This is a genomic window from Aquamicrobium sp. NLF2-7, from assembly GCF_022359935.1.
GTDB classification, from domain to species: Bacteria; Pseudomonadota; Alphaproteobacteria; order Rhizobiales; family Rhizobiaceae; genus Mesorhizobium; species Mesorhizobium lusatiense.
On sequence record NZ_JAKSED010000001.1, the window covers coordinates 2389503 to 2410469 of the forward strand.

General features: G+C 64.1%; 17 protein-coding genes. 4 read left to right on the plus strand and 13 right to left on the minus strand.

The window, feature by feature from the left end; all coding sequences use genetic code 11:
• Nucleotides 1–91: 91 nt before the first annotated feature.
• The 5 genes from MIC97_RS11805 to MIC97_RS11825 all read right to left on the minus strand — a co-directional run bounded on the left by MIC97_RS11805 (nt 92) and on the right by MIC97_RS11825 (nt 7222).
• On the minus strand, nt 92–661 hold the full coding sequence (locus MIC97_RS11805; protein WP_239800184.1) for a NifU family protein: 570 nt from the start codon (nt 659–661) through the stop codon (nt 92–94).
• 205 nt (nt 662–866) lie between these two features.
• Complete coding sequence (locus MIC97_RS11810; RefSeq protein WP_183826285.1) at nt 867–1358, minus strand: universal stress protein; 492 nt, start codon at nt 1356–1358, stop codon at nt 867–869.
• An 86-nt stretch (nt 1359–1444) separates the two neighbouring features.
• On the minus strand, nt 1445–2512 hold the full coding sequence (trpS, locus tag MIC97_RS11815; protein WP_239800185.1) for a tryptophan--tRNA ligase: 1068 nt from the start codon (nt 2510–2512) through the stop codon (nt 1445–1447).
• A gap of 160 nt (nt 2513–2672) precedes the next feature.
• Entirely contained in the window at nt 2673–4259 is a 1587-nt protein-coding gene (murJ, locus tag MIC97_RS11820) for a murein biosynthesis integral membrane protein MurJ (protein WP_239800186.1), read from the minus strand.
• Nucleotides 4260–4426: 167 nt separating this feature from the next.
• The gene (locus MIC97_RS11825; protein WP_239800187.1) at nt 4427–7222 is read right to left on the minus strand and encodes a [protein-PII] uridylyltransferase; all 2796 of its coding nucleotides are present in this window, start codon (nt 7220–7222) and stop codon (nt 4427–4429) included.
• A gap of 160 nt (nt 7223–7382) precedes the next feature.
• Between MIC97_RS11825 and MIC97_RS11830 the strand changes: the two genes are divergently transcribed.
• Complete coding sequence (locus MIC97_RS11830; RefSeq protein WP_239800188.1) at nt 7383–9917, plus strand: heavy metal translocating P-type ATPase; 2535 nt, start codon at nt 7383–7385, stop codon at nt 9915–9917.
• Between the two features lie 64 nt (nt 9918–9981).
• Here the strand turns inward: MIC97_RS11830 and MIC97_RS11835 are convergent, their stop codons facing one another.
• The 4 genes from MIC97_RS11835 to ftsE all read right to left on the minus strand — a co-directional run bounded on the left by MIC97_RS11835 (nt 9982) and on the right by ftsE (nt 13356).
• Nucleotides 9982–10773 carry a 1-acyl-sn-glycerol-3-phosphate acyltransferase gene (locus tag MIC97_RS11835; RefSeq protein WP_239800189.1) on the minus strand — a complete coding sequence of 264 codons (792 nt, stop codon included), beginning with the start codon at nt 10771–10773 and terminating at the stop codon, nt 9982–9984.
• 141 nt (nt 10774–10914) lie between these two features.
• Nucleotides 10915–11592: a YdcF family protein gene (locus tag MIC97_RS11840; protein WP_239801112.1), complete on the minus strand. Its 678-nt coding sequence runs from the start codon at nt 11590–11592 to the stop codon at nt 10915–10917.
• Between the two features lie 119 nt (nt 11593–11711).
• Nucleotides 11712–12704 (minus strand): ABC transporter permease, encoded by a 993-nt coding sequence (locus tag MIC97_RS11845; RefSeq protein WP_239800190.1) that lies wholly within the window; start codon nt 12702–12704, stop codon nt 11712–11714.
• On the minus strand, nt 12697–13356 hold the full coding sequence (gene ftsE / locus MIC97_RS11850) for a cell division ATP-binding protein FtsE (protein ID WP_183826308.1): 660 nt from the start codon (nt 13354–13356) through the stop codon (nt 12697–12699). Before ftsE ends, MIC97_RS11845 begins: the two co-directional genes overlap by 8 nt.
• Before the next feature lie 183 nt (nt 13357–13539).
• Between ftsE and MIC97_RS11855 the strand changes: the two genes are divergently transcribed.
• The 3 genes from MIC97_RS11855 to MIC97_RS11865 are packed head-to-tail and all read left to right on the plus strand — an operon-like array spanning nt 13540 to nt 15228.
• On the plus strand, nt 13540–14205 hold the full coding sequence (locus MIC97_RS11855) for a hypothetical protein (RefSeq protein WP_239800191.1): 666 nt from the start codon (nt 13540–13542) through the stop codon (nt 14203–14205).
• 37 nt (nt 14206–14242) lie between these two features.
• Entirely contained in the window at nt 14243–14785 is a 543-nt protein-coding gene (gene hpt / locus MIC97_RS11860; RefSeq protein WP_183826313.1) for a hypoxanthine phosphoribosyltransferase, read from the plus strand.
• Between the two features lie 59 nt (nt 14786–14844).
• Complete coding sequence (locus MIC97_RS11865) at nt 14845–15228, plus strand: response regulator (RefSeq protein ID WP_183826315.1); 384 nt, start codon at nt 14845–14847, stop codon at nt 15226–15228.
• On the opposite strand, the gene MIC97_RS11870 is transcribed toward MIC97_RS11865, so the two are convergent.
• The 4 genes from MIC97_RS11870 to argH form a co-directional block, all read right to left on the minus strand.
• On the minus strand, nt 15229–17829 hold the full coding sequence (locus tag MIC97_RS11870; RefSeq protein ID WP_239800192.1) for a TIGR02302 family protein: 2601 nt from the start codon (nt 17827–17829) through the stop codon (nt 15229–15231). It lies immediately after the preceding gene.
• Nucleotides 17830–17985: 156 nt separating this feature from the next.
• On the minus strand, nt 17986–19251 hold the full coding sequence (lysA, locus tag MIC97_RS11875; RefSeq protein ID WP_239800193.1) for a diaminopimelate decarboxylase: 1266 nt from the start codon (nt 19249–19251) through the stop codon (nt 17986–17988).
• Nucleotides 19252–19267: 16 nt separating this feature from the next.
• Entirely contained in the window at nt 19268–19474 is a 207-nt protein-coding gene (locus MIC97_RS11880; RefSeq protein ID WP_239800194.1) for a lipoprotein, read from the minus strand.
• 67 nt (nt 19475–19541) lie between these two features.
• Nucleotides 19542–20942, minus strand: coding sequence for an argininosuccinate lyase (gene argH, locus MIC97_RS11885; RefSeq protein WP_239800195.1), 1401 nt, complete (start codon nt 20940–20942; stop codon nt 19542–19544).
• Nucleotides 20943–20967 lie beyond the last annotated feature (25 nt).

The window sequence follows — 20967 nt, forward strand, 5'->3', positions numbered from 1 at the left end:
GACCGTCCAGGCAACACGGACGTCCCCGACGAAGAACCGGGCCACAAGCCCGGTTTTTTGTTATCCGATGATCTGAAGAGAAACGAGCGGATCAGGCGATCTGCTCGACCTGCTGCACTTCCGGAACGAAATGGCGAAGCAGGTTCTGGATGCCATGCTTCAGGGTCGCGGTTGAGGAGGGGCAGCCGGCGCAGGCACCCTTCATGTGCAGGAAGACGACGCCGTTCTCGTAGCCACGGAAGGTGATGTCGCCGCCGTCCTGAGCGACAGCCGGCCGCACGCGCGTGTCGAGCAGTTCCTTGATGGTGAGGACGATCTCCTCGTCTTCCTTGTCGTAGAACTCCTCGGTCTCGCTGCTTTCGGGAGCAGGGCCGGCGCCGGCCATGACCGGCTGGTTCGACATGAAGTGTTCCATGATGGTGCCGAGCACGGCAGGCTTCAGATGCTGCCAGTCGGCTCCGTCCTTGGAGACGGTGATGAAGTCATAGCCGAAGAAGACGCCTGTGATGCCGGGAATATCGAACAGGCGACCGGCCAGCGGCGAGGACTGGCGCGCCGTTTCGGCGTCGCGGAAATCGGCGGAGCCTTCGCGCAGAACCTCGCGCCCGGGCAGGAATTTCAGCGTGGCGGGGTTCGGGGTCGCCTCGGTCTGGATGAACATGGCTGTCTCCATGGCCGATATCGGCCGTAAAGCATATCGCCCGAAGTCGGGAACCGGTTTCGGAACAACGACATGCGAAAAACAAAACTCGAAGCGCAGGGAGCGATTGTGAAAGATCGCGATACGCTTCGGGAAATTCCTCCCCTACAGATAAACCCGCAGCCTGCGCGGTTCAAGACATGCCCTTGCCGCCGGACGATTGGTCTCAGGCGAGGCTTTCGATATCCTCGTCGGAGAGGGTCTGGGGAATGATGGTCACGGGAATGGGGAATGCCGCGCCCTTGCCGACCACGGAGGCGACGAGCGGGCCGGGCCCTTCCTTGCCCGAGCCTGCAGCTAGAACCAGGATGGCGATGTCCTGATCTTCCTCGATCAGCTTGTGGATTTCCTCGATCCGGTCGCCCTCGCGCACCACCAGCTCGGGCTCGATGCCGTATTTCTGGCGGATTCGCGCGGCCTGCGCATCAAGGGCCGCATGGGCGTTGGCGGTCGCTTCCTCACGCATGATCTTCTCGACGCCGAGGAAATGCTGGAAATCTTCGGTGTCGATCACATAGAGCAGCACCAGAACGCCATTGGTGCTTTGCATGCGGATGGACGCATAGGTCACGGCCCGTTCGGATTCGGACGTGTCATCGACAATCGCCAGAAACTTGCGTCGATGGCCGGCCTCGCGGGAGAGACGTTTGGATACCATATGCGTGATCCGCCTTGCTGGCTTTGAACCGGCGCAATCTGCCACCGGCCGAAGCCGGCGGCAAGATGTCCGGCAGTGACGAAACGTCAGTCCTGCAGAAGACCGATGATGTCGCGTACCGAATGCATGGTCTCTTCGGCGATGGCGCCGGCCCGCTCGCCGCCGTCGCGCAGCACGGCGTCGATATGGCCGGGATCGGCGATCAGCCGCCGCATTTCGTCGGCAACCGGCGCCAGCCTGTGAACCGCCAGATCGGCAAGGGCGGGCTTGAACACCGAGAATTGCTGGCCGCCGAATTCCTTCAGCACCGCTTCGCGCGTCGTGTCGGCAAGGCCGGCATAGATGCCGACGAGATTGTCGGCTTCGGGGCGGCCGGCCAACCCGTCCACTTCGCTCGGCAGGGCCTCAGGGTCGGTCTTCGCCTTCTTGATCTTCTTCGACAGCGTGTCGGCGTCGTCGGTCAGGTTGATGCGCGACAGGTCGGAGGGGTCCGACTTCGACATCTTCTTGGAGCCGTCGCGCAACGACATGACGCGGGCCGCCGGGCCGCCGATGATCGGTTCGGTAAGCGGGAAGAAGCCGTTGACGGTCTCGTCGCCCATCTGCATCTCCACGCCCAGCCCAAGCTCGGCGATGCGTGCGGAGAAATCGTTGTTGAACTTCTGGGCGATGTCGCGGGTCAGTTCCAGATGCTGCTTCTGGTCGTCACCGACCGGAACATGGGTGGCGCGATAAACCAGAATGTCGGCCGCCATCAGGCTCGGATAGGCGAGCAGGCCGAGCGAGGCATTCTCGCGGTCCTTGCCGGCCTTGTCCTTGAACTGCGTCATGCGGTTCATCCAGCCGATGCGCGCCACGCAGTTGAAGACCCAGGCAAGCTCGGCATGCTGCATCACGCGCGACTGGTTGAAGACGATGTGCTTCTTCGGATCGATGCCGGCGGCGAGAAAGGCGGCCGTGATCGAGCGCGTCTGGGAGGCCAGATCGTCATGCACGAGTTGCGCCGTGATGGAGTGCAGGTCGACGACGCAATAGATGCAGTCGTTGCTGTCCTGCAACGCCACGAATTTGCGGATGGCGCCGAGATAATTGCCGAGATGCAGATTGCCGGTTGGCTGGACACCGGAAAAAACGAGCGGCTTGAAGGTGGTCATGATGTCTCCCTGGCTTGTGGAGGGCCGTTCGGGCATGACCCGGAAGCGCCCGGCTGGACGGTGGAATCATGCATGTGCAAACCTCGCATGACGAGGCTCAACGAGGCGGGCTTATGAACGAAGCCCCCTGCACAATCAAGGGGGATCGTCTGCGGAACCTTCACTCTTCGATGGGTGCCGGTGCGGCATCGCCACGCCTGATGTTGCGGCGGATCATGGCGGTGTCGGCGCCGCCGGTGGCGAAGGCCAGCGCGAAGTACACGATCGCGCCGCCACCGCACAGCAGGGCCAGAGTTCCGGTCTGCGACAGCAGCGAAGCGGATGAGGCTAGCCATGGCGCAAGCCATCTGGCCGCGCCATAAAGGGCCGCTCCCATCAGCGCCGACGACAGGATGAGGCGTGGAATGCGCTTCATCAGCGGCGCGTCATGCCCCCAGTGCCCGCGCCGCACCAGCACGACAAGCAGCATGGTGGCATTGACCCAGCCGGCGACGACGGAGGCGACGGCAATGCCGGGCGCGCCCATGAACGGAAACAGGCTGAGCGCGATGGTGATGTTGATCGCCACAGAGATGGCGGCGAACACCATCGGGGTCTTCGTGTCTTCCCGCGCGAAATAGCCGGGGGTGAAGGCCTTGATCAGCACGAAGGCAGGCAGGCCGAGCCCGAAGACGGCAAGGATCGAGGACACCAGCAGCGTGTCGTCGGCAGTGAATGCGCCGCGCTCGTAAAGCACCCTGACGATCGGCTCGGAAATGGCAAGCAGGGCAGCGGTCGCCGGCAGGGTCAGGAACAGCACGAATTCGACGGAGCGGTTCTGAAGGCTGGCGGCCTCGACCAGATTGCCGGATTTCAGCGCCCGTGCCAGCTCAGGCAGAAGCACGATGGCGACGGCAATGCCGACAACGCCGAGCGGCAGCTGGTAGAAGCGGTCCGCCTGCGCGAGCGCGGGCACGGCCTTGTCCTGCCCCGAGGCGATTGCCGTGCCGATCAGCGTGTTGATCTGGGTGATGCCGCCGGTGATTGCCGCCGGCAGCGCCAGCCACAGAAGGCGCTTCACATTGGGGGTCATGCGCGGCCATCTGAAGCCGATGGAAATGCCGGCGCGGCGCGCTGCGATCCACACGATGGCAAGCTGCACGACACCCGCCGCCATCACGCCCCAGGCCATGGCATAGCCTGTGCTGAGTCCATCGGCACCGGTGTACCAGGCATGGCCGAGCACGCCGATGAGGATGATGTTGAGGAAAACGGGGGCCACGGCGGCCGCGAAATAGCGGCGCAGCGAATTCAGCATCCCCGCCATCATCGCCGCCAGCGACATGCACATCAGGTAAGGGAACATGATGGTGGCGAGCGCCACGGTCAGCTGGTATTTTTGCGGGTCGCTGTAGAAGCCCGGCGCGATGATGGTGCGCACCAGAAGCGGCATGGCCAGTTCCATGAGGATGGTCAGGCCGGTCAGCACCGAGAACAGCACGCCGAACACCTCTTCGGAGAAGCGGCGCGCGCCGTCGATGCCGCCGGCTTCGATCTCCTTGGCGAACAGCGGAACGAACGCGCTGTTGAACGCCCCTTCCGCAAACAGGCGCCGGAAGGTGTTGGGGAACTGGAAAGCGGCGTAGAAGGCGCCGGCCACCGGCCCGGTGCCGAGGGCTGCCGCCATCAGCATTTCGCGGGCGAAGCCCAGAATGCGGCTCATCAATGTGCCGGAAGCGACGGTCGCGAATTTCCTGACAAGGCTCACTGGACCGATGCTCCTGCAAGGCGGCTGTGTTTGCGAGGCGATCCGGCCGTTGCGTCAGAGGCCGGCTGGCGCCGGACCGCCATCGGACAGGCGGGGGGAGCGCAGGCTACGGAACGATTTCTTGCCCCGGAGCGGGCAGGGACGGGAAGCTGCAAATTCATGCCTGCCTATTCCGCCGCCGAGCGGGCTTTGTAAAGCTCGGTGAGCCCGTTTCCTTTCAGTACCTCGACCAGCCGCTTGCTGATTGCCGTGATGCGCGCCGGGTTTTCCACCTTCTGCCCGGTCAGGTCGGTCACATAGAAGGTGTCGATCACCTTCTCGCCGAAGGTGGTGATATGGGCAGATGCGATGTCGAGCGATAGGTCCGACAGCGCGCCGGTGATTTCCGACAGCAGGCCGGGCCGGTCGAGGCCCTTGACCTCGATCACCGAAAACCGGTGCGAGAGGGTGTTGCGGATTTCGGCCCGCGGCGTGATGCGGAAGGCCTTGGCGCTGCGTTTGGCCTTGCTGCGCTTTGCGATCACCTCCGGCAGCCAGCTGCGGCCCGACAGCACATCCTCGATCAGCTTGCCGACGCGTTCGGCGCGGCGGCGCTCATCCTCGTCCAGCTCGAACTCGCGGCTGATCAATATGGTGTCGAGCGCGCGCCCGTCGGCTGTGGTGAAAATCTGGGCATCGACGATGTTGGCGCCGGCGGCGGCGCATGCGCCCGCGATCACCGAAAGCAGGCGGGGATGGTCCTGCGCCAGCACCGTGATTTCGGTCACGGCCTCGAATTCATGGGTGCGCACCATGGTGTCGAGCTTGCGGCCGGCGGCATCGGCCTCGCGCACGAATTTCGCATGGCGAAGCTGATCGGCCAGAGCAACGGTAAGCAGGTAGTTCGGATAAAGAAGGCCGACATAGGCAACCTTCTCGTCCTCGGTCCAACCGTCCAGTGCCTTGATCAGCTCGGCACGTGCGTCGGCCGTGCGCTGCGAACGCGACATTTCCGAGAAGCCACCGGTGAGCAGCAGTTCCGTCTCGTAATAGAGGGTGCGAAGAAGCTGTCCCTTCCAGCCGTTCCAGACGCCGGGACCCACCCCGCGAATGTCGCAGACGGTCAGGATGAGAAGCAGCTTCAGCCGTTCCACCGACTGCACGATGGCGGCGAAATCCTCGATCGTCTTGCGGTCGTTGAGGTCGCGCGTCTGCGCGGTCATCGACATCAGCAGGTGGTGCTCCACCAGCCAGGCAACTGTTTCGGTGTCGCTTTTCGACAAGCCCATATGCGGGCAGATGCGCCTTGCGATGCGCGCGCCGGCCGTCGAGTGGTCCTCGGGGCGACCCTTGGCGATGTCGTGCAGCAGCACCGTCACATAAAGCGCGTCGCGGTGCTTTGCCAGTTCCGGCATGAGCGAATGCGACAGCGGATGCGCCTTCTCGCCAGCGCCGCTTTCGATCTGCGCCAGAATGCCGACGCAGCGGATCAGATGCTCGTCCACCGTATAGTGGTGGTACATGTTGAACTGCATCATGGCGACGATCTTGCCGAAATCGGGGATCAGCCGGCCGAGCAGCCCGGCCTCGTTCATGCGCCTGAGATTGAGCTCGGCATGCCGGTCCGAGGTGAGGATGTCAAGAAACAGCCGGTTGGCTTCCGAGTTGCGGCGGAGCGTCTTGTCGACCAGCCGCAGCGAGCGCGTCACCAGTTTCAGCGCATCCGGGTGGAATTCCAGCCCGTGGCGGTCGGCAAACCAGAACAGGCGCAGCAGATTGACCGGATCGCGCTCGAACACCTTGTCGTCGGCCACGTTGAGGCGGTGGTTGTCGACCACGAAATCGCCGGTGCCGGCCAGCTTGCGCCGCCGGCGCGTGAAGCCGGTGAGCATGCCGGTCATGCCGGGAACCTGCTTGGCCTGCTCCTCCTCCAGCCCGGCACAGAAAATGCGGGTGAGGTTTCCGACATCCTTGGCGATGAGGAAATAGTGCTTCATGAAGCGCTCGACAGCCGACAGGCCGGGATGGCTGGTGTAGCCGAGGCGCTCGGCGATATCGCGCTGAATGTCGAAATGCAGGCGCTCCTCCGCCTTGCCGGTGAGGAAATGCATGTGGCAGCGCACCGCCCACAGGAAATCCTCCGACTTGAGGAACTGCCGGTATTCGCCCTGCGTGAACACGCCCTTGCCCACCAGCTCTGCGCCGCTGCGCACCCGGTAGTAATATTTGCCGATCCAGAACAGCGTGTGCAGGTCGCGCAGGCCGCCCTTGCCGTCCTTGACGTTGGGCTCGACCAGATAGCGGCTTTCGCCGGACTTGGCGTGGCGCACGTCGCGCTCGGCCAGCTTTGCCTGCGCGAACTCGGCGCCTGTCGTCGCCACCACCTCGTGGTCGAACCGCTCCACCATCTCGCGGCTCAGCGCCTCGTCGCCGCACAGGAACCGGCTTTCCAGAAGCGCGGTGCGGATCGTCATGTCGGACAGGGAGAGGCGGATGCACTCATCGATGTTGCGGGTGGCGTGACCAACTTTCAGCCGCATGTCCCACAGCATGTAGAGCATATATTCGGCGATCTGCTCGCTCCAAGGCGTCTGCTTGTAGGGCAGCAGGAACAACAGGTCGATGTCGGAGCCGGGCGCCAGGGTTCCGCGGCCATAGCCGCCCACCGCCACCACCGCCATGCGCTCGGCCGTCGAGGGATTGTCGGCCGGGTAGACGCGGCTCGCGGTGAAATCGTAGAGCGCCCGCACGATCTCGTCCATGACATGGGAGAGCCGTTCTGCGCACGCCGTGCCGCTGCCGTCCTGGCGCAGCATCTCCTCGGCGATGCGCAGACCTTCCTGTCGTTGCTGCTTGAGCAGGGCAAGCACCGCATTGCGGGTGTCGGAGGAATTCACCGCGCCCTTGCCGGCCAGCGCCGACAGCTGGTCGCGCAATGCCGCGCCATCTATGAGTTCGTCCAGCCTGAGCGCGATCTTTGCCATGCGTGCCGGCTATCCTTCAGCTTGGGAGAAGCGTCCTATATCCTGTTTTATGCTGCAACGGTATGGTTTTGCCTGCAAGGTTCCGGCATCGGCATATAGCTCTTGACCTTCCAGTCACTGGAAGCCCTATCTCAGGCCAAAGCAGTTGAAAGAGGCGGTCATGGCACATTCCGACCACACGCATAATCACAGCCACAATCATGGCGATCACGTCCATAAGAAGGGCGGCTCCTGCTGCTCGGGAGCCGCACCGGCGCAGACGGAAACGGTCGTGCGCGATCCTGTCTGCGGCATGACGGTAGACCCTCAGGCGGGCAAGCCCAGCCATGAACATGCAGGCCATACCTATCATTTCTGCTGTGAAGGCTGCCGCACCAAGTTCGCCGCCGATCCCGAAAGCTACCTGACCGCGAAAGACCCCGTCTGCGGCATGAATGTGGACCGCGCCAGCGCCCGCCATTTCCTGCGCCATCAGGGCGAGAAATACTATTTCTGCTCGGCGCGCTGCCTGGAGAAATTCGAGGCGGAGCCCGAAAAATATCTGGGCGATCGCCCGGCGCCAGAGCCGATGCCGGAAGGCACCAGATACACCTGCCCGATGGACCCGGAGATCATCCGCGACGAGCCCGGCGATTGCCCGATCTGCGGCATGGCGCTGGAGCCCATGGGCGTGCCGACCGGCAATGAGGGGCCCAATCCGGAGCTCATCGATTTCACGCGGCGTTTCTGGGTCAGCCTGTCGCTGGCCATTCCGCTGATGATCATCTCGATGGGCCCGATGGTCGGCCTGCCGGTGCGCGACTGGCTGGGCGAAAGGGGCGCCGTGTGGGCAGAGTTCGCGCTGGCGACACCGGTCGTGCTGTGGGCGGCCTATCCTTTCTTCAGGCGCGGCTGGGCGTCCATCCGCAACCGCAGCCCCAACATGTGGACGCTGATCTCGATCGGCGTTTCGGCTGCCTATCTCTACAGCGTCGTGGCGATGCTGTTCCCGGATCTGTTTCCGCATGAGGTGCGCGGCCATGGCGACGCGGTGCCGGTCTATTTCGAGGCATCCGCCGTCATCATCGCGCTGGTCTTCCTCGGGCAGGTTCTGGAACTGAAAGCCCGCGAAAAGACCGGTTCGGCCATTCGCGCCCTGCTGGATCTGGCACCCAAGACGGCGAGGCGGGTGAACGCGGACGGTTCTGAACACGACGTGCCGCTGGCAGAGGTGAAGGCCGGCGAGCGCCTGCGCATCCGTCCGGGTGAGGCGGTTCCGGTCGACGGCATCGTCGAGCAGGGCCGTTCCACCATCGACGAATCGATGATCACCGGCGAGCCGATCCCCGTGGAGAAGGGCGAGGGCGACGGCCTCATCGGCGGCACGCTGAACCGCAACGGTACGCTGGTCATGCGCGCCGAGAAGGTGGGGTCGGAGACGACGCTGTCGCGCATCGTGGAACTGGTCGCCAAGGCGCAGCGCAGCCGCGCGCCGATCCAGAGCCTCGCCGACCGCGTGTCCGGCTGGTTCGTGCCGACGGTGGTTCTGATCGCCATTCTGGCCTTTGCCGCATGGATGGTGTTCGGCCCCGAGCCGCGCCTCGTCTACGCCATCGTCTCGGCGGTGTCGGTGCTCATCATCGCCTGCCCCTGCGCACTCGGTCTGGCGACGCCGATGTCGATCATGACGGCTACGGGGCGCGGCGCGCAGGCCGGCGTGCTGATCCGCGAGGCGGCAGCCCTTGAGCGGCTGGCGGAAGTCGACACGCTGATCGTCGACAAGACCGGCACGCTGACCGAAGGCAGGCCGGAACTGAGCGATGTGCGTGCCGAACAAGGTTTTGAGGAAAACGAGGTGCTGGCGCTGGCGGCTTCCATCGAGCAGGGATCCGAACACCCGCTGGCCGAGGCCATCGTTGCCGGTGCAAAAGCACGCGGTCTGGCCATTCCGGCCGCCGGCGATTTCGAGGCGGTCAACGGCAAGGGCGTTTCCGGCACGGTCGACGGGCGCAGGCTGGTGCTTGGCAACGCGCTGTTCATGCAGGAGCATGGCATCGATGCGGCCCTGATCTCGCAGCAAGCCGATGCGCTGCGCGAAAACGGCCGCTCGGCCATCCTCGTCGCCGTGGACGGCAAGCCGGCCGGCGTGGTTGCCGTCTCCGACCCGATCAAGCCGACCGCCGCCGAGGCGCTGCGCGAGTTGACCCGTTCCGGCATGCGCATCGTCATGGCAACGGGTGACAATGAGCGCACGGCAAAGGCGATCGCCGCAAAGCTCGGCATCTCCGAAATCCGCGCCGGCATGCTGCCGCAGGCCAAGGCCGATCTGGTGGCGGAGCTGAAGGGCAGGGGCGCAGTCGTGGCCATGGCCGGCGACGGTATCAACGATGCGCCGGCCCTTGCCGCCGCCGATGTCGGCATCGCCATGGGCACCGGCGCCGACGTGGCGCTGGAAAGTGCCGGCATCACGCTGGTCAAGGGCGACCTCACCGGCATCGTGCGGGCGCGCCATCTGGCTGAGAAGACGCTGTCGAACATCAGGCAGAACCTGTTCTTCGCCTTCCTCTACAATGCGCTCGGCGTTCCGGTGGCGGCCGGCGTGCTCTATCCGGTCACCGGCACGCTGCTGTCGCCGATGCTGGCGGCAGCCGCGATGAGCCTGTCGTCGGTCTCGGTGATCGCCAATGCGCTGAGATTGCGCACCGTCAGGCTCTGAGCGGTCTGCGCTTATGCGAGATGCCTCTGGAAGGGGCGCGGCTTCGGCTGCGCCTCTTTTTTTATCAGGGGATTGTAACGCCGAGTTCCTTCAGCCGTTTGACGGCCGTTGGCGGCAGGGGCGGCGCATTTGGTGCCGTGGCTGCCTCGATGAGCAGTTCATCGCAGGCCGCTTCCGTCTCGGTAATGAGGCGGCGCATGAATTCGTCCCGGTCGAGCCCCGGCGGAATGGGCTTGAGGAAACGCCCCTTGATGGTTCCGGGAAAGCGCAGGAACTTGCGGCGCGGCCAGTAGAGCCCGGCCACATGGGCGACGGGCACGACCGGAACGCCAAGCTGGGTGTAGAGCTCGACGATGCCCCATTTGTAGTTCGGCGTATCGCCCGGAGCGCGCCTTGTGCCTTCGGGATAGATGATGAGCTGGCGCGGATTGCGCTCCATTTCGGCTTTCGTTGCCCTGGATACCGCCTTGAGCGCCTTGGCGCGGCTGCCCCGGTTAACCGGGATCATGCGCATCTTGAGCAGATACCAGCCGAAGAAGGGAATCCACATCAGCTCGCGCTTGAGAATGTAGATCGGGTCTTTCAGATAGGGAAAGAACGCGATCGTGTCCCAGAAGGACTGGTGTTTGGGGGCCAGAATGAAGGACCCTTCCGGCAGGTTCTCCTGTCCGGTGATCTCGCTGCGCGTGTGCGCGATCTTTTCGTAGAGCCACATGCTCGAACGCGACCAGAACCTCGGCACCAGCCAGGCTCTGTGGCGCGGCGCCAGAAAATAGAACGGCGCCCAGAAGAACATCTGGAAGATCAGGCTGGCATAGAAGGCGGCATTGAAAGCCAGCGAGCGAAGTTGAAGCATAGGCGGAGCAAGCCCGTAATCTGAGCAGTTCGGGAAAGGCAAGATGGTGCCCTCGCGCCCGCACCTGCATGAATGCGCGGAAACAGGCGCCTTCGTTACACCAGCTGCGCAGAAAAAGGAAACAGCCAGCAGAGGCTCAGGTCATTCCTTCAGGGAAGCATCCGCCAGCGACAAGCCGCCATGCTGCAGCCGCAATGGCAGCACGCTGCGCACCAGCGCGACCAGATACTTGTTGTATTCCGTGAACAGGACCCTGAGCGCCTGTGGCTTCACCAGCCAGCGGCCATCATCGAGCTTGGAATTCACGACCGGATAAGGCTCCAGCCGGGCATCGCGCAGCAGGCGCCCCATTTCCAGAAGGCTGCGCGGCATATGGTAGTTGTTGGTGACGATGATGATGCTGCCATAGCCATGCTCCTCGACCCATTTGGCGCTTTCCTCGGCATTGCCGATGGTATCAAGCGCGGCGCGGTCGATGTCGACGCAGCAGTCGAACAGGGCGCTGTCGCCACCCATGGCAATCTGAAGCTGCTTGCGGCTCGCGGCAGGGTGAACCCCGCTGATCAGCAGCCGCTCCCCCTTGCCGGATGCGAGCAGCGCCATCGCTGCATCGAGGCGTGCCTGGCCACCGGTGAGAACGATGATGGCGTCGGCGGCCTGCGGGTCGGCCGGCGTGCTGAGGCGGCTGACATGGCCTGAAAACCAGCCAAAGCCGGCCAGAAAACAGGTGGCGAAACCAAGCATGAGTATGGCCGCAATGCGCACGGCATGGCGCACGCGACCCCGCGCGCGCCTCCCTATGCGCGATGCTGGCACCATATCGGCCATCACACCCAGTTCCTTCCCAATCATGCCTGTATGGTAAACCGTGATTCGCGCGCTTTGGCGGAGCCATCGTCACACATTGCATTACCGATTATTTCGGTTTGTGATCTTCCTCAGCTGCCATCCGTCTGTCCTCCTTCGAGGTCGCTGAGATAGGCGACGACCGTGGCATGAGAGGTGGCTGCCGTAAGCGCGCCGATAACGATGACCATCATCAGAACGCCCAGATAGCCGGCAGAGCCGATGGCGAAATTGCCGAACAGGGCGGCGGCCTGATCGCCCTGCGGCGTGGCCATGTTGCGCGAAGACCACCATGAGAACAGGATGAAGACGACGATGGCCGCGATCCCGCCGGCCGCAGCGCCCTTCATGCCGGTGAACAGGAAGCGGGTGCGGAACTGACGCGCGATGAACTGCGCCTCTGCGCCGACGAAGTGCAGCACCTCGATGATGTGACCGTTACCGGCCATGGCGCCGCGTGTGGCGAACACAACGGTCATCACCGTTGCCGACAGCATCAGACCAAGCACGGCAATGCCGATGGTCACCGTCGTATGAGCCATGGCGACGAGCCGGTCGACCCATGTGCGGTGATCGTCCAGCGTGGCGCTGGGCACGGCGGTTGTGATGGCCTCGCGCATGTCCTTGAAATCGGGCGGGCTGTCCTCGTTGATGGTGACGATGATGAGGCGCGGCACCGGAAGCTGCCCGATGTCGAAGCCCGACCCCAGCCATGGCTCCAGCAGGCGCATGGTGGCGGCACTGTCGATGATGCGCGTGCCTTTCACGCCGTCGAATTCGGCGGCGAGGCCGGCGGCGGTGGCAAGTGCGATCTCCATGTCGAGGCCCTCGGTGGGCTTGATCTGGATCGTCGCTTCACGCGAGATCTGGTTTTCCCACACCGATGCCGTATCGCGCACCAGCGTGACTGCGCCGAAGGTGACGCAGGACAGGAAAGTCATGATGGCGATGACCACGACGAGCGCACGACCCGCAATGTTCTGCGCCGGTACGATGGGCGCGGTCTTGCGCGGCGCGCGCTCGGGCGGCGCGGGGCGCTCGAAACCTTCCTCTTCATCCGGCCGAGGCTGAGGAGCGTCAATCATAGATGTCCAGCCTTCCATTGGCGAGAATCAGGCGGCGGGCATCAACCTGATCCATCAGCGCCAGATCGTGAGTGGCGATGACCACGGCCGTGCCCAGCCGGTTCAGCTCGATGAACAGCCTGAGCAGGCGGCGGGCAAGCTGGGGGTCGACATTGCCGGTCGGCTCGTCGGCGAGCAGGATTTCGGGCTGTTCTATCAGGGCGCGCGCGATCGCCGCGCGCTGCTTCTCGCCACCCGACAGCACCGGCGGCAGCACATGCATGCGCTCGCCCAGACCCACCCATTTCAGCAGCTCGATCACATCGGTGCGGTAGCTGGCTTCCTCGCGGCCGCGCACGCGCAAGGGCAGGGCCACATTCTCATAGGTGGTCATGTGGTCGAGCAGGCGGAAATCCTGAAACACGATGCCGATGCGGCGACGCAGCAGAGGCAGTTCGGCGCGTGAGATGCGGGCGCGGTCCTTGCCGAAGATGGTGATGAGCCCGCGCGTCGGCCGCAGCGACATGAACAGAAGGCGCAAAAGCGTGGTCTTGCCGGCACCGGAAGGCCCGCTCAGAAACTGGAACGACCCCGCCGGTATGTGCAGGGAGATATCGCGGAGAATTTCCGGACCCATGCCATAGCGCAGGCCGACATTTTCGAAGCGGATCACGTTGAACGACCTGAATGCTGAACGGACGAAGCACCGACCGTTTCCTCACGGCGAAAATCGTTAGGCGTGGTTAACAGAAAGTTAAATTCCGGCACAATCCCGACCCGTCTCTGGCTTCGGGTCGCGAAGCATTAACCATTCTTCGTCTACCAGAAGAAAACGAGAGTGCGAACGGGGACCAGCATGGCCGCCCAGACGATGGCACGACCGGTTTCCGGCGAAATCATGACCGGCCCGGACGAAGATGACGCGCGAGGCATGCGCCCTCTGCCGGCGGGGCTTTCGCACGACATCGTGGATGCCGATTTCGTCACCTTGTCCGCCCAGCCTCACCGCGCCCCTCATCATGATGCCGCCGCGAAGGACTGCAGCGCGGCCACCGGCCTGCAACCCGCGCAAATGCAGGGCATGGCGGTGCTGCGCAAGGACAGGCCATCGCATGCCCGACCCTTTTCCACACGTGGCGGGCCGGCATTCTGGCTGGCGGGAATTCTGATCGCCGGCACCGCATTCTGGATCGGCGGCGGGCATGCGCTGGTCATGGACATGGAGATGTTCAGGGATGCGCCGCAGACAGCGCTTTCGATCTCCGCCGTCACCTCCCGTGTCGATGATTCGGGTGCCCGGCCGCTTCTTCTCGTCGATGGCGAAGCAGGAAATGACGGTGCAGGTGCTACGGAAGTGCCGCCGCTGGAGATCCGCGTCACCGGCGAGGACGGGCGCATCACCCGCTACAGGCTGGGGACATCCGGGCGCTCGCTGGCCCCGGGCGAAAGATTCAGCTTTTCCGGGCGGGTCGAGGTGCCTAGAAGCGGAGTGACATCCGTATCCGTGGCCTTTACCGGATAGTACAGAGCCAGAAAGCACCCAGCGGGAGTATTGCCAAATGCCAATCGTGCGCGGCAAGGACATTGAAGTCCTGTTCTCGGCTTCGGCGATCGCCCGCCGCAACCTTGAGCTCGCCAAGGACATAGCGGGTCGCGAATACAACGACCTCCTGGTGATTTCGATCCTGAAGGGATCCTTCATCTTCGCCGCCGATCTGATTCGCGCCATGCATGATGCGGGGCTCGCCCCGGAGGTGGAGTTCATCTTTATCTCCTCCTACGGCGCGGGCACGGAAAGCGGTCAGGTGCGCGTTCTGCGCGACATCGACAATGAGGTTGCCGGGCGCGACGTGCTGCTGATCGACGATATTCTGGAGTCCGGCAAGACGCTGCAATTCGCGCGCAACCTGATGCTGTCGCGCGGCGCGAAGAGCTGTTCGCTCGCCGTCCTGCTCGACAAGCGCATGCGCCGCCAGATCGATCTGGAAGCCGATTATGTCGGCTTCGACTGTCCTGACCACTTCGTCGTCGGTTACGGAATGGATGTCGGCCACGCTTTCCGCGAACTGCCTTTCGTCGGAATCGTGAAGGGCGACGCGTAACCTTTTTCTTACCATGCCGAATTCGGCAAAATTAACTTTTGGCGGTCAGAGTCCTGCCCATGGCAAAGCTTCTGATCGTTGAGGACGATGAGTCCGTCCGTATGTTCGTCTCCCGTGCGCTGGAACGCGCCGGGCACCAGATTCATGTCGCCGCAGACGGGGCGCAGGGACTGGACATGATCTGCGCCGCCGACAGCGATTACGATCTCGTCGTGTCCGATATCCGCATGCCGGAGATGGACGGCATCGAAATGGCGATGTGCGCTGCCCGGGCCTGTCCCGGCCTTCGCATCCTGCTGATGACCGGCTATGCCGACCAGCGCGAGCGAGCCGACGACCTCAGCAGCGTCATCATCGATGTCGTCAACAAGCCGTTTTCGCTGGCGGAAATCCGCAGCCGGGTCGAAGCAGCGCTTTGCGTCGAGTTGACCCGCGCCGCCTGATCACTTCAGTTCCAGCAATCTTTCCAGATAGCTGCGCTCGACGTCCGGAGACATCGCTTCTCCGAGCCGCTTGCGGATAGCGTCGAGGATTTCGCGCGCGCGCTGAACGTCGATCTCGTCCGGCACCTTCACCGAATTGCCGAAGTCCGGCCCCTGCGTGCCGCGCGGCCGACCGAGCGGATCGCGGTCCGCGCTTTGCTGGCGCCGGCCCTGCCCCTGCTGGCCGTCCTCGCCCTGCATGGCCTGCAATTGCTGCATCATGTCTCGCGCGCCCTGACGCAGGGCTTCCAGCGCCCGGCCCTGATGGCCGACGGCCCGGTCGCCTTCGCCTTCGCCGAGTGATTCGCCGGCCTGCCCCATGGATTTGCCGGCCTGCCCGAACCCTTCGTTGGGCTGCATGCCCATGCCTTCGAGATTCTTGCCGAACTGCTGAAGGTCTTTCTGGAGCTGGCCCTGCCCCTCCTGCAACTGCCTGAGCGCGTCAGCCAGTTCCCCGGGCGTCATGCCGCCCTGTCCCTGCTGGTTCTGGTTGCCGTCCAGCCCTTCCCGCTGGTCGTCTCCCATCTGGCCCTGATCCTCTCCCATCCGGCCATTGTCGCCGCGCTGCATCTGGTCCATGCGGAACGTCTCGTTCATCATCTCCTGCTGGCGGCGCATGATCTCGCCCAGCTTGTTCATCTGCTGGCTGAACTCGTCGCCCTGCTGGCCCTGTCCCTGCTGGCCGGGTTGCGCCATCTGGAGGTTGTTCATCATCTCCTGAAGCTGCGACAGCAGTTCCTGCGCCTGTTCGCTGTTGCCGGAGCGGGCCAGATTCTCGATCTGATCCATCATGCGGTCGAGATCGCTCTGGCGCAGCTCCTGCCCGTTCTGCGGCGCCCGCGCATTGTTCTGGTTCTGGTTGCGCTGGGCGAACTCGCGCAGGAAATCATTCATGGCCTGACGCAGTTCCTGCATCAGCCGTGATATTTCCTCATCCGATGCTCCGTTTTGCAGCGCATCCTGCAAAGCCTGCTGCGCCTGCCGCAGGCGCTGTTCCGCATCCGAAAGGCTGCCGTCCTCGATGCCGAGCGCCACCTGCCACAGATAGGAGACCACGTCGCGAAGCTGATCGTCGCCGGACGCCAGCCGGAGCCGGCTGCGCGCGCTCATCAGGCCCAGATAGGCAGTCGGGCTGTCGAACGTGTCCTCGGGGCGAAGGGTCACGGCGTCCATCAGGTCGAGCACGCGCTGCTTCGCATTGGCGTCGAGGCCAAGCAGCCGGCGCTGCTCGATCACCGCAAGGGCCAGAGGATTGGTGAAGGTCCTTTCCGGCATCGCCATGGTGACGGTCTCGCTGCGCCCTGTCTGTCCGGCGTCGTCGGTGGCGGCCAGCGTCAGCGTGACGGGCAGGCCGGCCCAGACATGCTCGGTGAGGTTCTTCGAGGTTTTCGCCGCATTGGCTTTCGAGCCGCGCCGGGGCAGGTTCAGCGCCATTTCCGGCTCGTCATAGAGCGGACGCGCACCGGCGGCCGGCGGCTCGGCCTGCCTGAACTCTACCACCGCGGAGGCCGCGCCGTAATCGTCCTCGATCTCGTATTGCAGTTCGAGCGTGCCGTTGGCAGCCCGCTTCGGCTCGCCTGCAAAGCGAATGGTCGGCGGGGTGTCCGGCGTGACCGCGAAGGTCCAGCGCGCGACCTCGCTGCGCCCGGAGCGCAGAACGAGTTCGCCGTCCTGACCGAGCTTTCCGGCAAACTGCCTCACGCCGTCAGCAGCCGGACCGATGTTCCCGCTCCCATCCCCGGCTGCCGGCCCGGCTGCCGGCGAAGCCGGCTCGATCGGCGCTTCGTTGCCGTCGGCAGGTAGGAAGCTCAGCGTCTCCGAGCCCGATCCGCCGGTGACGCGCAGCGAAACCGTGCTGCCGGCCGGCACCGTGAACAGGGAAACAGCGCGATTGGCATCCGCATTCAGGAACATCGGCGCCTTGCCGGTATAGGCAGGCGGCGTCACCCAGGCATCGATGCGCGCCACCAGCGCTTCACGCACGGCAGTCGGGCGGAAACCGTCGGAAAGGCTGCCGCCCATGGGGCCGAGCGAAAAGGCGTAGGATACGAACAGCAACAGCGCCACCACGGCGCGCAGGCCCCATGGGTCGCGATCCGGCACTCTGGAAACGGGCAGGGCGGCATCGAGATTGCCGAGCCGGCCGGCCATGCGTTTCTGATGCTCGCGCCACAGCGCTTCGCTGAAGGCCGTCTGCGTTCCGCTCGGCCGGTCGGTGAGCGCCCGCAACGGACTGTGCGCAAGCCCGTTCGCTGCTTCGATGCGGCGGTCGACTTCGGCGGTCGAGGGAAGGCGGAAGAAGCGCAGTGGCCACAGCGCAACCAGCGCGGCGAGGGCGAACGCGCTCATCACCGCGACCCGCGGCCAGTCGGAAAGGCGGGCCATGAGGCCGAACCACGACAGGCTGACGAACAGCCCGGCGACCATAACGAGCGGCAGCACCAGCGGCCAGAACCGCTCCGCGATCATGGCCGCGCGGGTGCCCATGCGGCTCAGAATAAGACGCCCCGGTAATCCCGGGGTCAGTCTCGCAGGGGTGCTTGCATCGGGACGGTCAGTCATCGGCCTTTCCGCTGCCGGCCACGAAGGCATGGCCTCTTTGCCAGTGATAGCTTGCCGAGTTTACCAGCAAAGACGGCGAAGGCGAGGCGGGTTCCCGAAAACGTGATCGGATCGCCGCCGCTCCGGCACGGCGGCCCGCACTGTTCCGGTCCGCTTTCAGAGCCAGTCCGGAAGTGTGTCGAGGCCGATCAGTTCTTCATAGGTCTGGCGTCTGCGCACGACGGCGAAGCGGTCGCCATCGACCAGAACTTCCGGGATGAGGGGGCGGGTGTTGTAGGTGCCCGACTGCACCGCCCCATAGGCGCCGGCGGTGTAGACGGCGACCAGATCGCCCGGCGCCATGCGCGGCAGGTTGCGGTCGAGGCCGAGATAATCGCCGGTCTCGCACACCGGGCCGACCACGTCGGCCTTCAGCCATTCGGCATCGGCAGCCGGTTCCGTCACCGGGCGGATGTCGTGATAGGCTTCGTAGAGCGTCGGGCGGATCAGGTCGTTCATGCCCGCATCGACGATCAGGAAATTCTTCGCTTCAGCTTCCTTGAGGTAAATCACCTCTGTGACGAGGATGCCGGCGTTGCCGACGATCAGCCGCCCCGGCTCGAATACCAGCCTGGCACCGATATCGGCGAAATGCCTGCGCACGATCTCCGCATAGGCCACGGGAAGCGGCGGCGGGGAATTGTCGTGCTGATAGGGAACGCCAAGTCCCCCGCCCATATCGACATGGGTGAGGTCATGGCCGTCTGCCCGGAGCTGGCTAACCAGCTCCGCCATCAGAGTGAAGGCGTCGTCGAAAGGCTGGAGGTCGGTGATCTGACTGCCGATATGCGCATCGACGCCGCTCACCCTGATACCGGGAAGGGCTGCTGCGCGGGCATAGGCCTCGCGGGCGCGGGAAATGGGAATGCCGAACTTGTTCTCCGACTTGCCGGTGGAGATCTTGGCGTGGGTACGCGCATCGACATCGGGGTTGATGCGCAACGAGACGGGAGCCACCTTGCCCAGCGCCATGGCGCGTTGCGAAAGAAGCTCCAGCTCCGGCTCGGATTCCACGTTGAAGCAGTAGATGCCGGCCTCAAGCGCGAAATCCATCTCGCCGGCCTTCTTGCCGACGCCCGAGAACACGATCCTGCTGGCCGGTATCCCGGCGGCAAGCGCGCGCCTGATCTCGCCTTCCGAGACCGTGTCGGCTCCGGCGCCGAGCTTTGCCAGCATCTTCAGCACGGCCTGATTGGAATTGGCCTTCAGCGCATAGCAAACCAGCGTGTCGAGCCCGGCGAAAGCCTGGCTGAACACGTTGAAATGACGGGTCAGCGTTGCCGTGGAATAGCAATAGAAAGGGGTGCCGACCGCAGCCGCAATCGCCGGGATCGAAACATCCTCGGCGTGAAGAATGCCGTCGCGATATTCAAAATGGTTCAAGGCGAGCTTCCGGAAATCAGATCAGCTTGTCGAGGATGAACGGCTTGTCGTTGTCCGGTTTCTGCGGTTCCGGCGGCAGCGGCTCCTTGTTGCGCTGCGCTTCCTTGCGGGCTTCGACGGCTGCCTCATAGGGTGTGTCGAGGCCAGACTTGCGCCCGCAGGCTGAAACAGTCGCCATCGCGGCGACCAGCGCCAGCATCGTAACCAGTCTGCCTGCGGTCATCGTTTCATCCGTCCGTGATTACCCTTGACCGGGTTCTATCCAAGTTTGGCGATCAATGCACCCGGCTTCAAGCCTTGGCCAGTCGCTTTTTCCAGTAACGCACCTGACGGCGCACCTCGGCGGGGGCGGTGCCGCCGAAGCTCTGCCGGCTTTTCACCGAATTCTGCACCGACAGCACGGAGAAGATATCGGCGGTGATGCCCTCATGGATGGACTTCAGATCCTCCAGCGTCAGCTTTTCGAGGCCGCATTTCTTCTCTTCGGCCAGCGCCACCGCACGCCCGGTGACATGGTGTGCCTCGCGGAAGGGAATACCGAGTTCCCGCACCAGCCAGTCGGCAAGGTCGGTGGCGGTGGAGTAGCCGGAGCCCGCAGCCTTTTTCATGGCGGCTTCGTTGACCGTCAGGTTGCGGACCATGCCGGTCATCGCCGCCAGCATCAGATCGAGCGTCTCGGCCGCATCGAACACGGCTTCCTTGTCTTCCTGCATGTCCTTGGAATAGGTCAGCGGCAGGCCCTTCATCACCGTCAGCAGGCCGATCAGATGGCCGTTGAGGCGCCCGGTCTTGGCCCGCACCAGCTCGGCCGCATCCGGGTTCTTCTTCTGCGGCATGATCGAGGAGCCGGTGGAGAAGCTGTCGGACAGGCGCACGAAACCGAATTGCGGCGTCGACCAGATGACGATCTCCTCCGCCAGCCGCGACAGATGCGTGCCGGCGATCGAGGCGACCGACAGGAACTCCAGCGCGTAGTCGCGGTCGGAAACGCTGTCGAGCGAATTGCGGGTCGGCTCGCGGAAGCCCAGCGCCTTCGCCGTCATGTGGCGGTCTATGGGGAAGCCGGTGCCGGCAAGTGCGGCCGCACCGAGCGGGCTCTCGTCCATGCGTTCGATGGCGTCGCGCACCCGCGACAGGTCACGCGCGAACATCTCGGCATAGGCAAGGCAATGGTGGCCGAAGGTCACCGGCTGCGCGGTCTGGAGGTGGGTGAAGCCGGGCATGACGGTGGCCGCATGTTCTTCGGCACGCGTCACGAATGCCGCGATCAGCCCTTTCAGCGCCTCGGCGACGCGATGGAACTCATCCTTCACCCACAGCCGGAAATCGACGGCCACCTGATCGTTGCGCGAGCGCGCCGTGTGCAACCGGCCGGCGGCCGGGCCGATCAATTCAGCCAGCCGCGCCTCGATGTTCATGTGGATGTCTTCGAGCCTGGTTGAGAACTCGAACTTTCCGGCCTCGATTTCGCTGCGGATGGCGGCGAGGCCATCGGCGATCCTCTTGTCGTCGTCTGCCGAAATAATGCCGGTTTTGGCCAGCATCTCGCTATGGGCGATCGAACCTCTTATATCCTGCGCGTAGAGCTTGCGATCATAGCCGATGGAGGCGTTGATCGCTTCCATGATCGCGGCGGGACCCGAGGCAAATCGTCCGCCCCACATCTGGTTGCTGGCCTTCTTGTCGCTCATCTCTATAACCCGTGCCCGGAGCAGT

Coding starts and splice junctions, on each gene's coding strand:
- MIC97_RS11805 (WP_239800184.1), bottom strand. CDS start 661: ATGTTCATCCAGACCGAGGCGACCCCGAACCCCGCCACGCTGAAATTC.
- MIC97_RS11810 (WP_183826285.1), bottom strand. CDS start 1,358: ATGGTATCCAAACGTCTCTCCCGCGAGGCCGGCCATCGACGCAAGTTT.
- trpS (WP_239800185.1), bottom strand. CDS start 2,512: ATGACCACCTTCAAGCCGCTCGTTTTTTCCGGTGTCCAGCCAACCGGC.
- MIC97_RS11825 (WP_239800187.1), bottom strand. CDS start 7,222: ATGGCAAAGATCGCGCTCAGGCTGGACGAACTCATAGATGGCGCGGCA.
- MIC97_RS11830 (WP_239800188.1), top strand. CDS start 7,383: ATGGCACATTCCGACCACACGCATAATCACAGCCACAATCATGGCGAT.
- MIC97_RS11835 (WP_239800189.1), bottom strand. CDS start 10,773: ATGCTTCAACTTCGCTCGCTGGCTTTCAATGCCGCCTTCTATGCCAGC.
- MIC97_RS11840 (WP_239801112.1), bottom strand. CDS start 11,592: ATGGTGCCAGCATCGCGCATAGGGAGGCGCGCGCGGGGTCGCGTGCGC.
- MIC97_RS11845 (WP_239800190.1), bottom strand. CDS start 12,704: ATGATTGACGCTCCTCAGCCTCGGCCGGATGAAGAGGAAGGTTTCGAG.
- MIC97_RS11855 (WP_239800191.1), top strand. CDS start 13,540: ATGGCCGCCCAGACGATGGCACGACCGGTTTCCGGCGAAATCATGACC.
- hpt (WP_183826313.1), top strand. CDS start 14,243: ATGCCAATCGTGCGCGGCAAGGACATTGAAGTCCTGTTCTCGGCTTCG.
- MIC97_RS11865 (WP_183826315.1), top strand. CDS start 14,845: ATGGCAAAGCTTCTGATCGTTGAGGACGATGAGTCCGTCCGTATGTTC.
- MIC97_RS11870 (WP_239800192.1), bottom strand. CDS start 17,829: ATGACTGACCGTCCCGATGCAAGCACCCCTGCGAGACTGACCCCGGGA.
- MIC97_RS11880 (WP_239800194.1), bottom strand. CDS start 19,474: ATGACCGCAGGCAGACTGGTTACGATGCTGGCGCTGGTCGCCGCGATG.
- argH (WP_239800195.1), bottom strand. CDS start 20,942: ATGAGCGACAAGAAGGCCAGCAACCAGATGTGGGGCGGACGATTTGCC.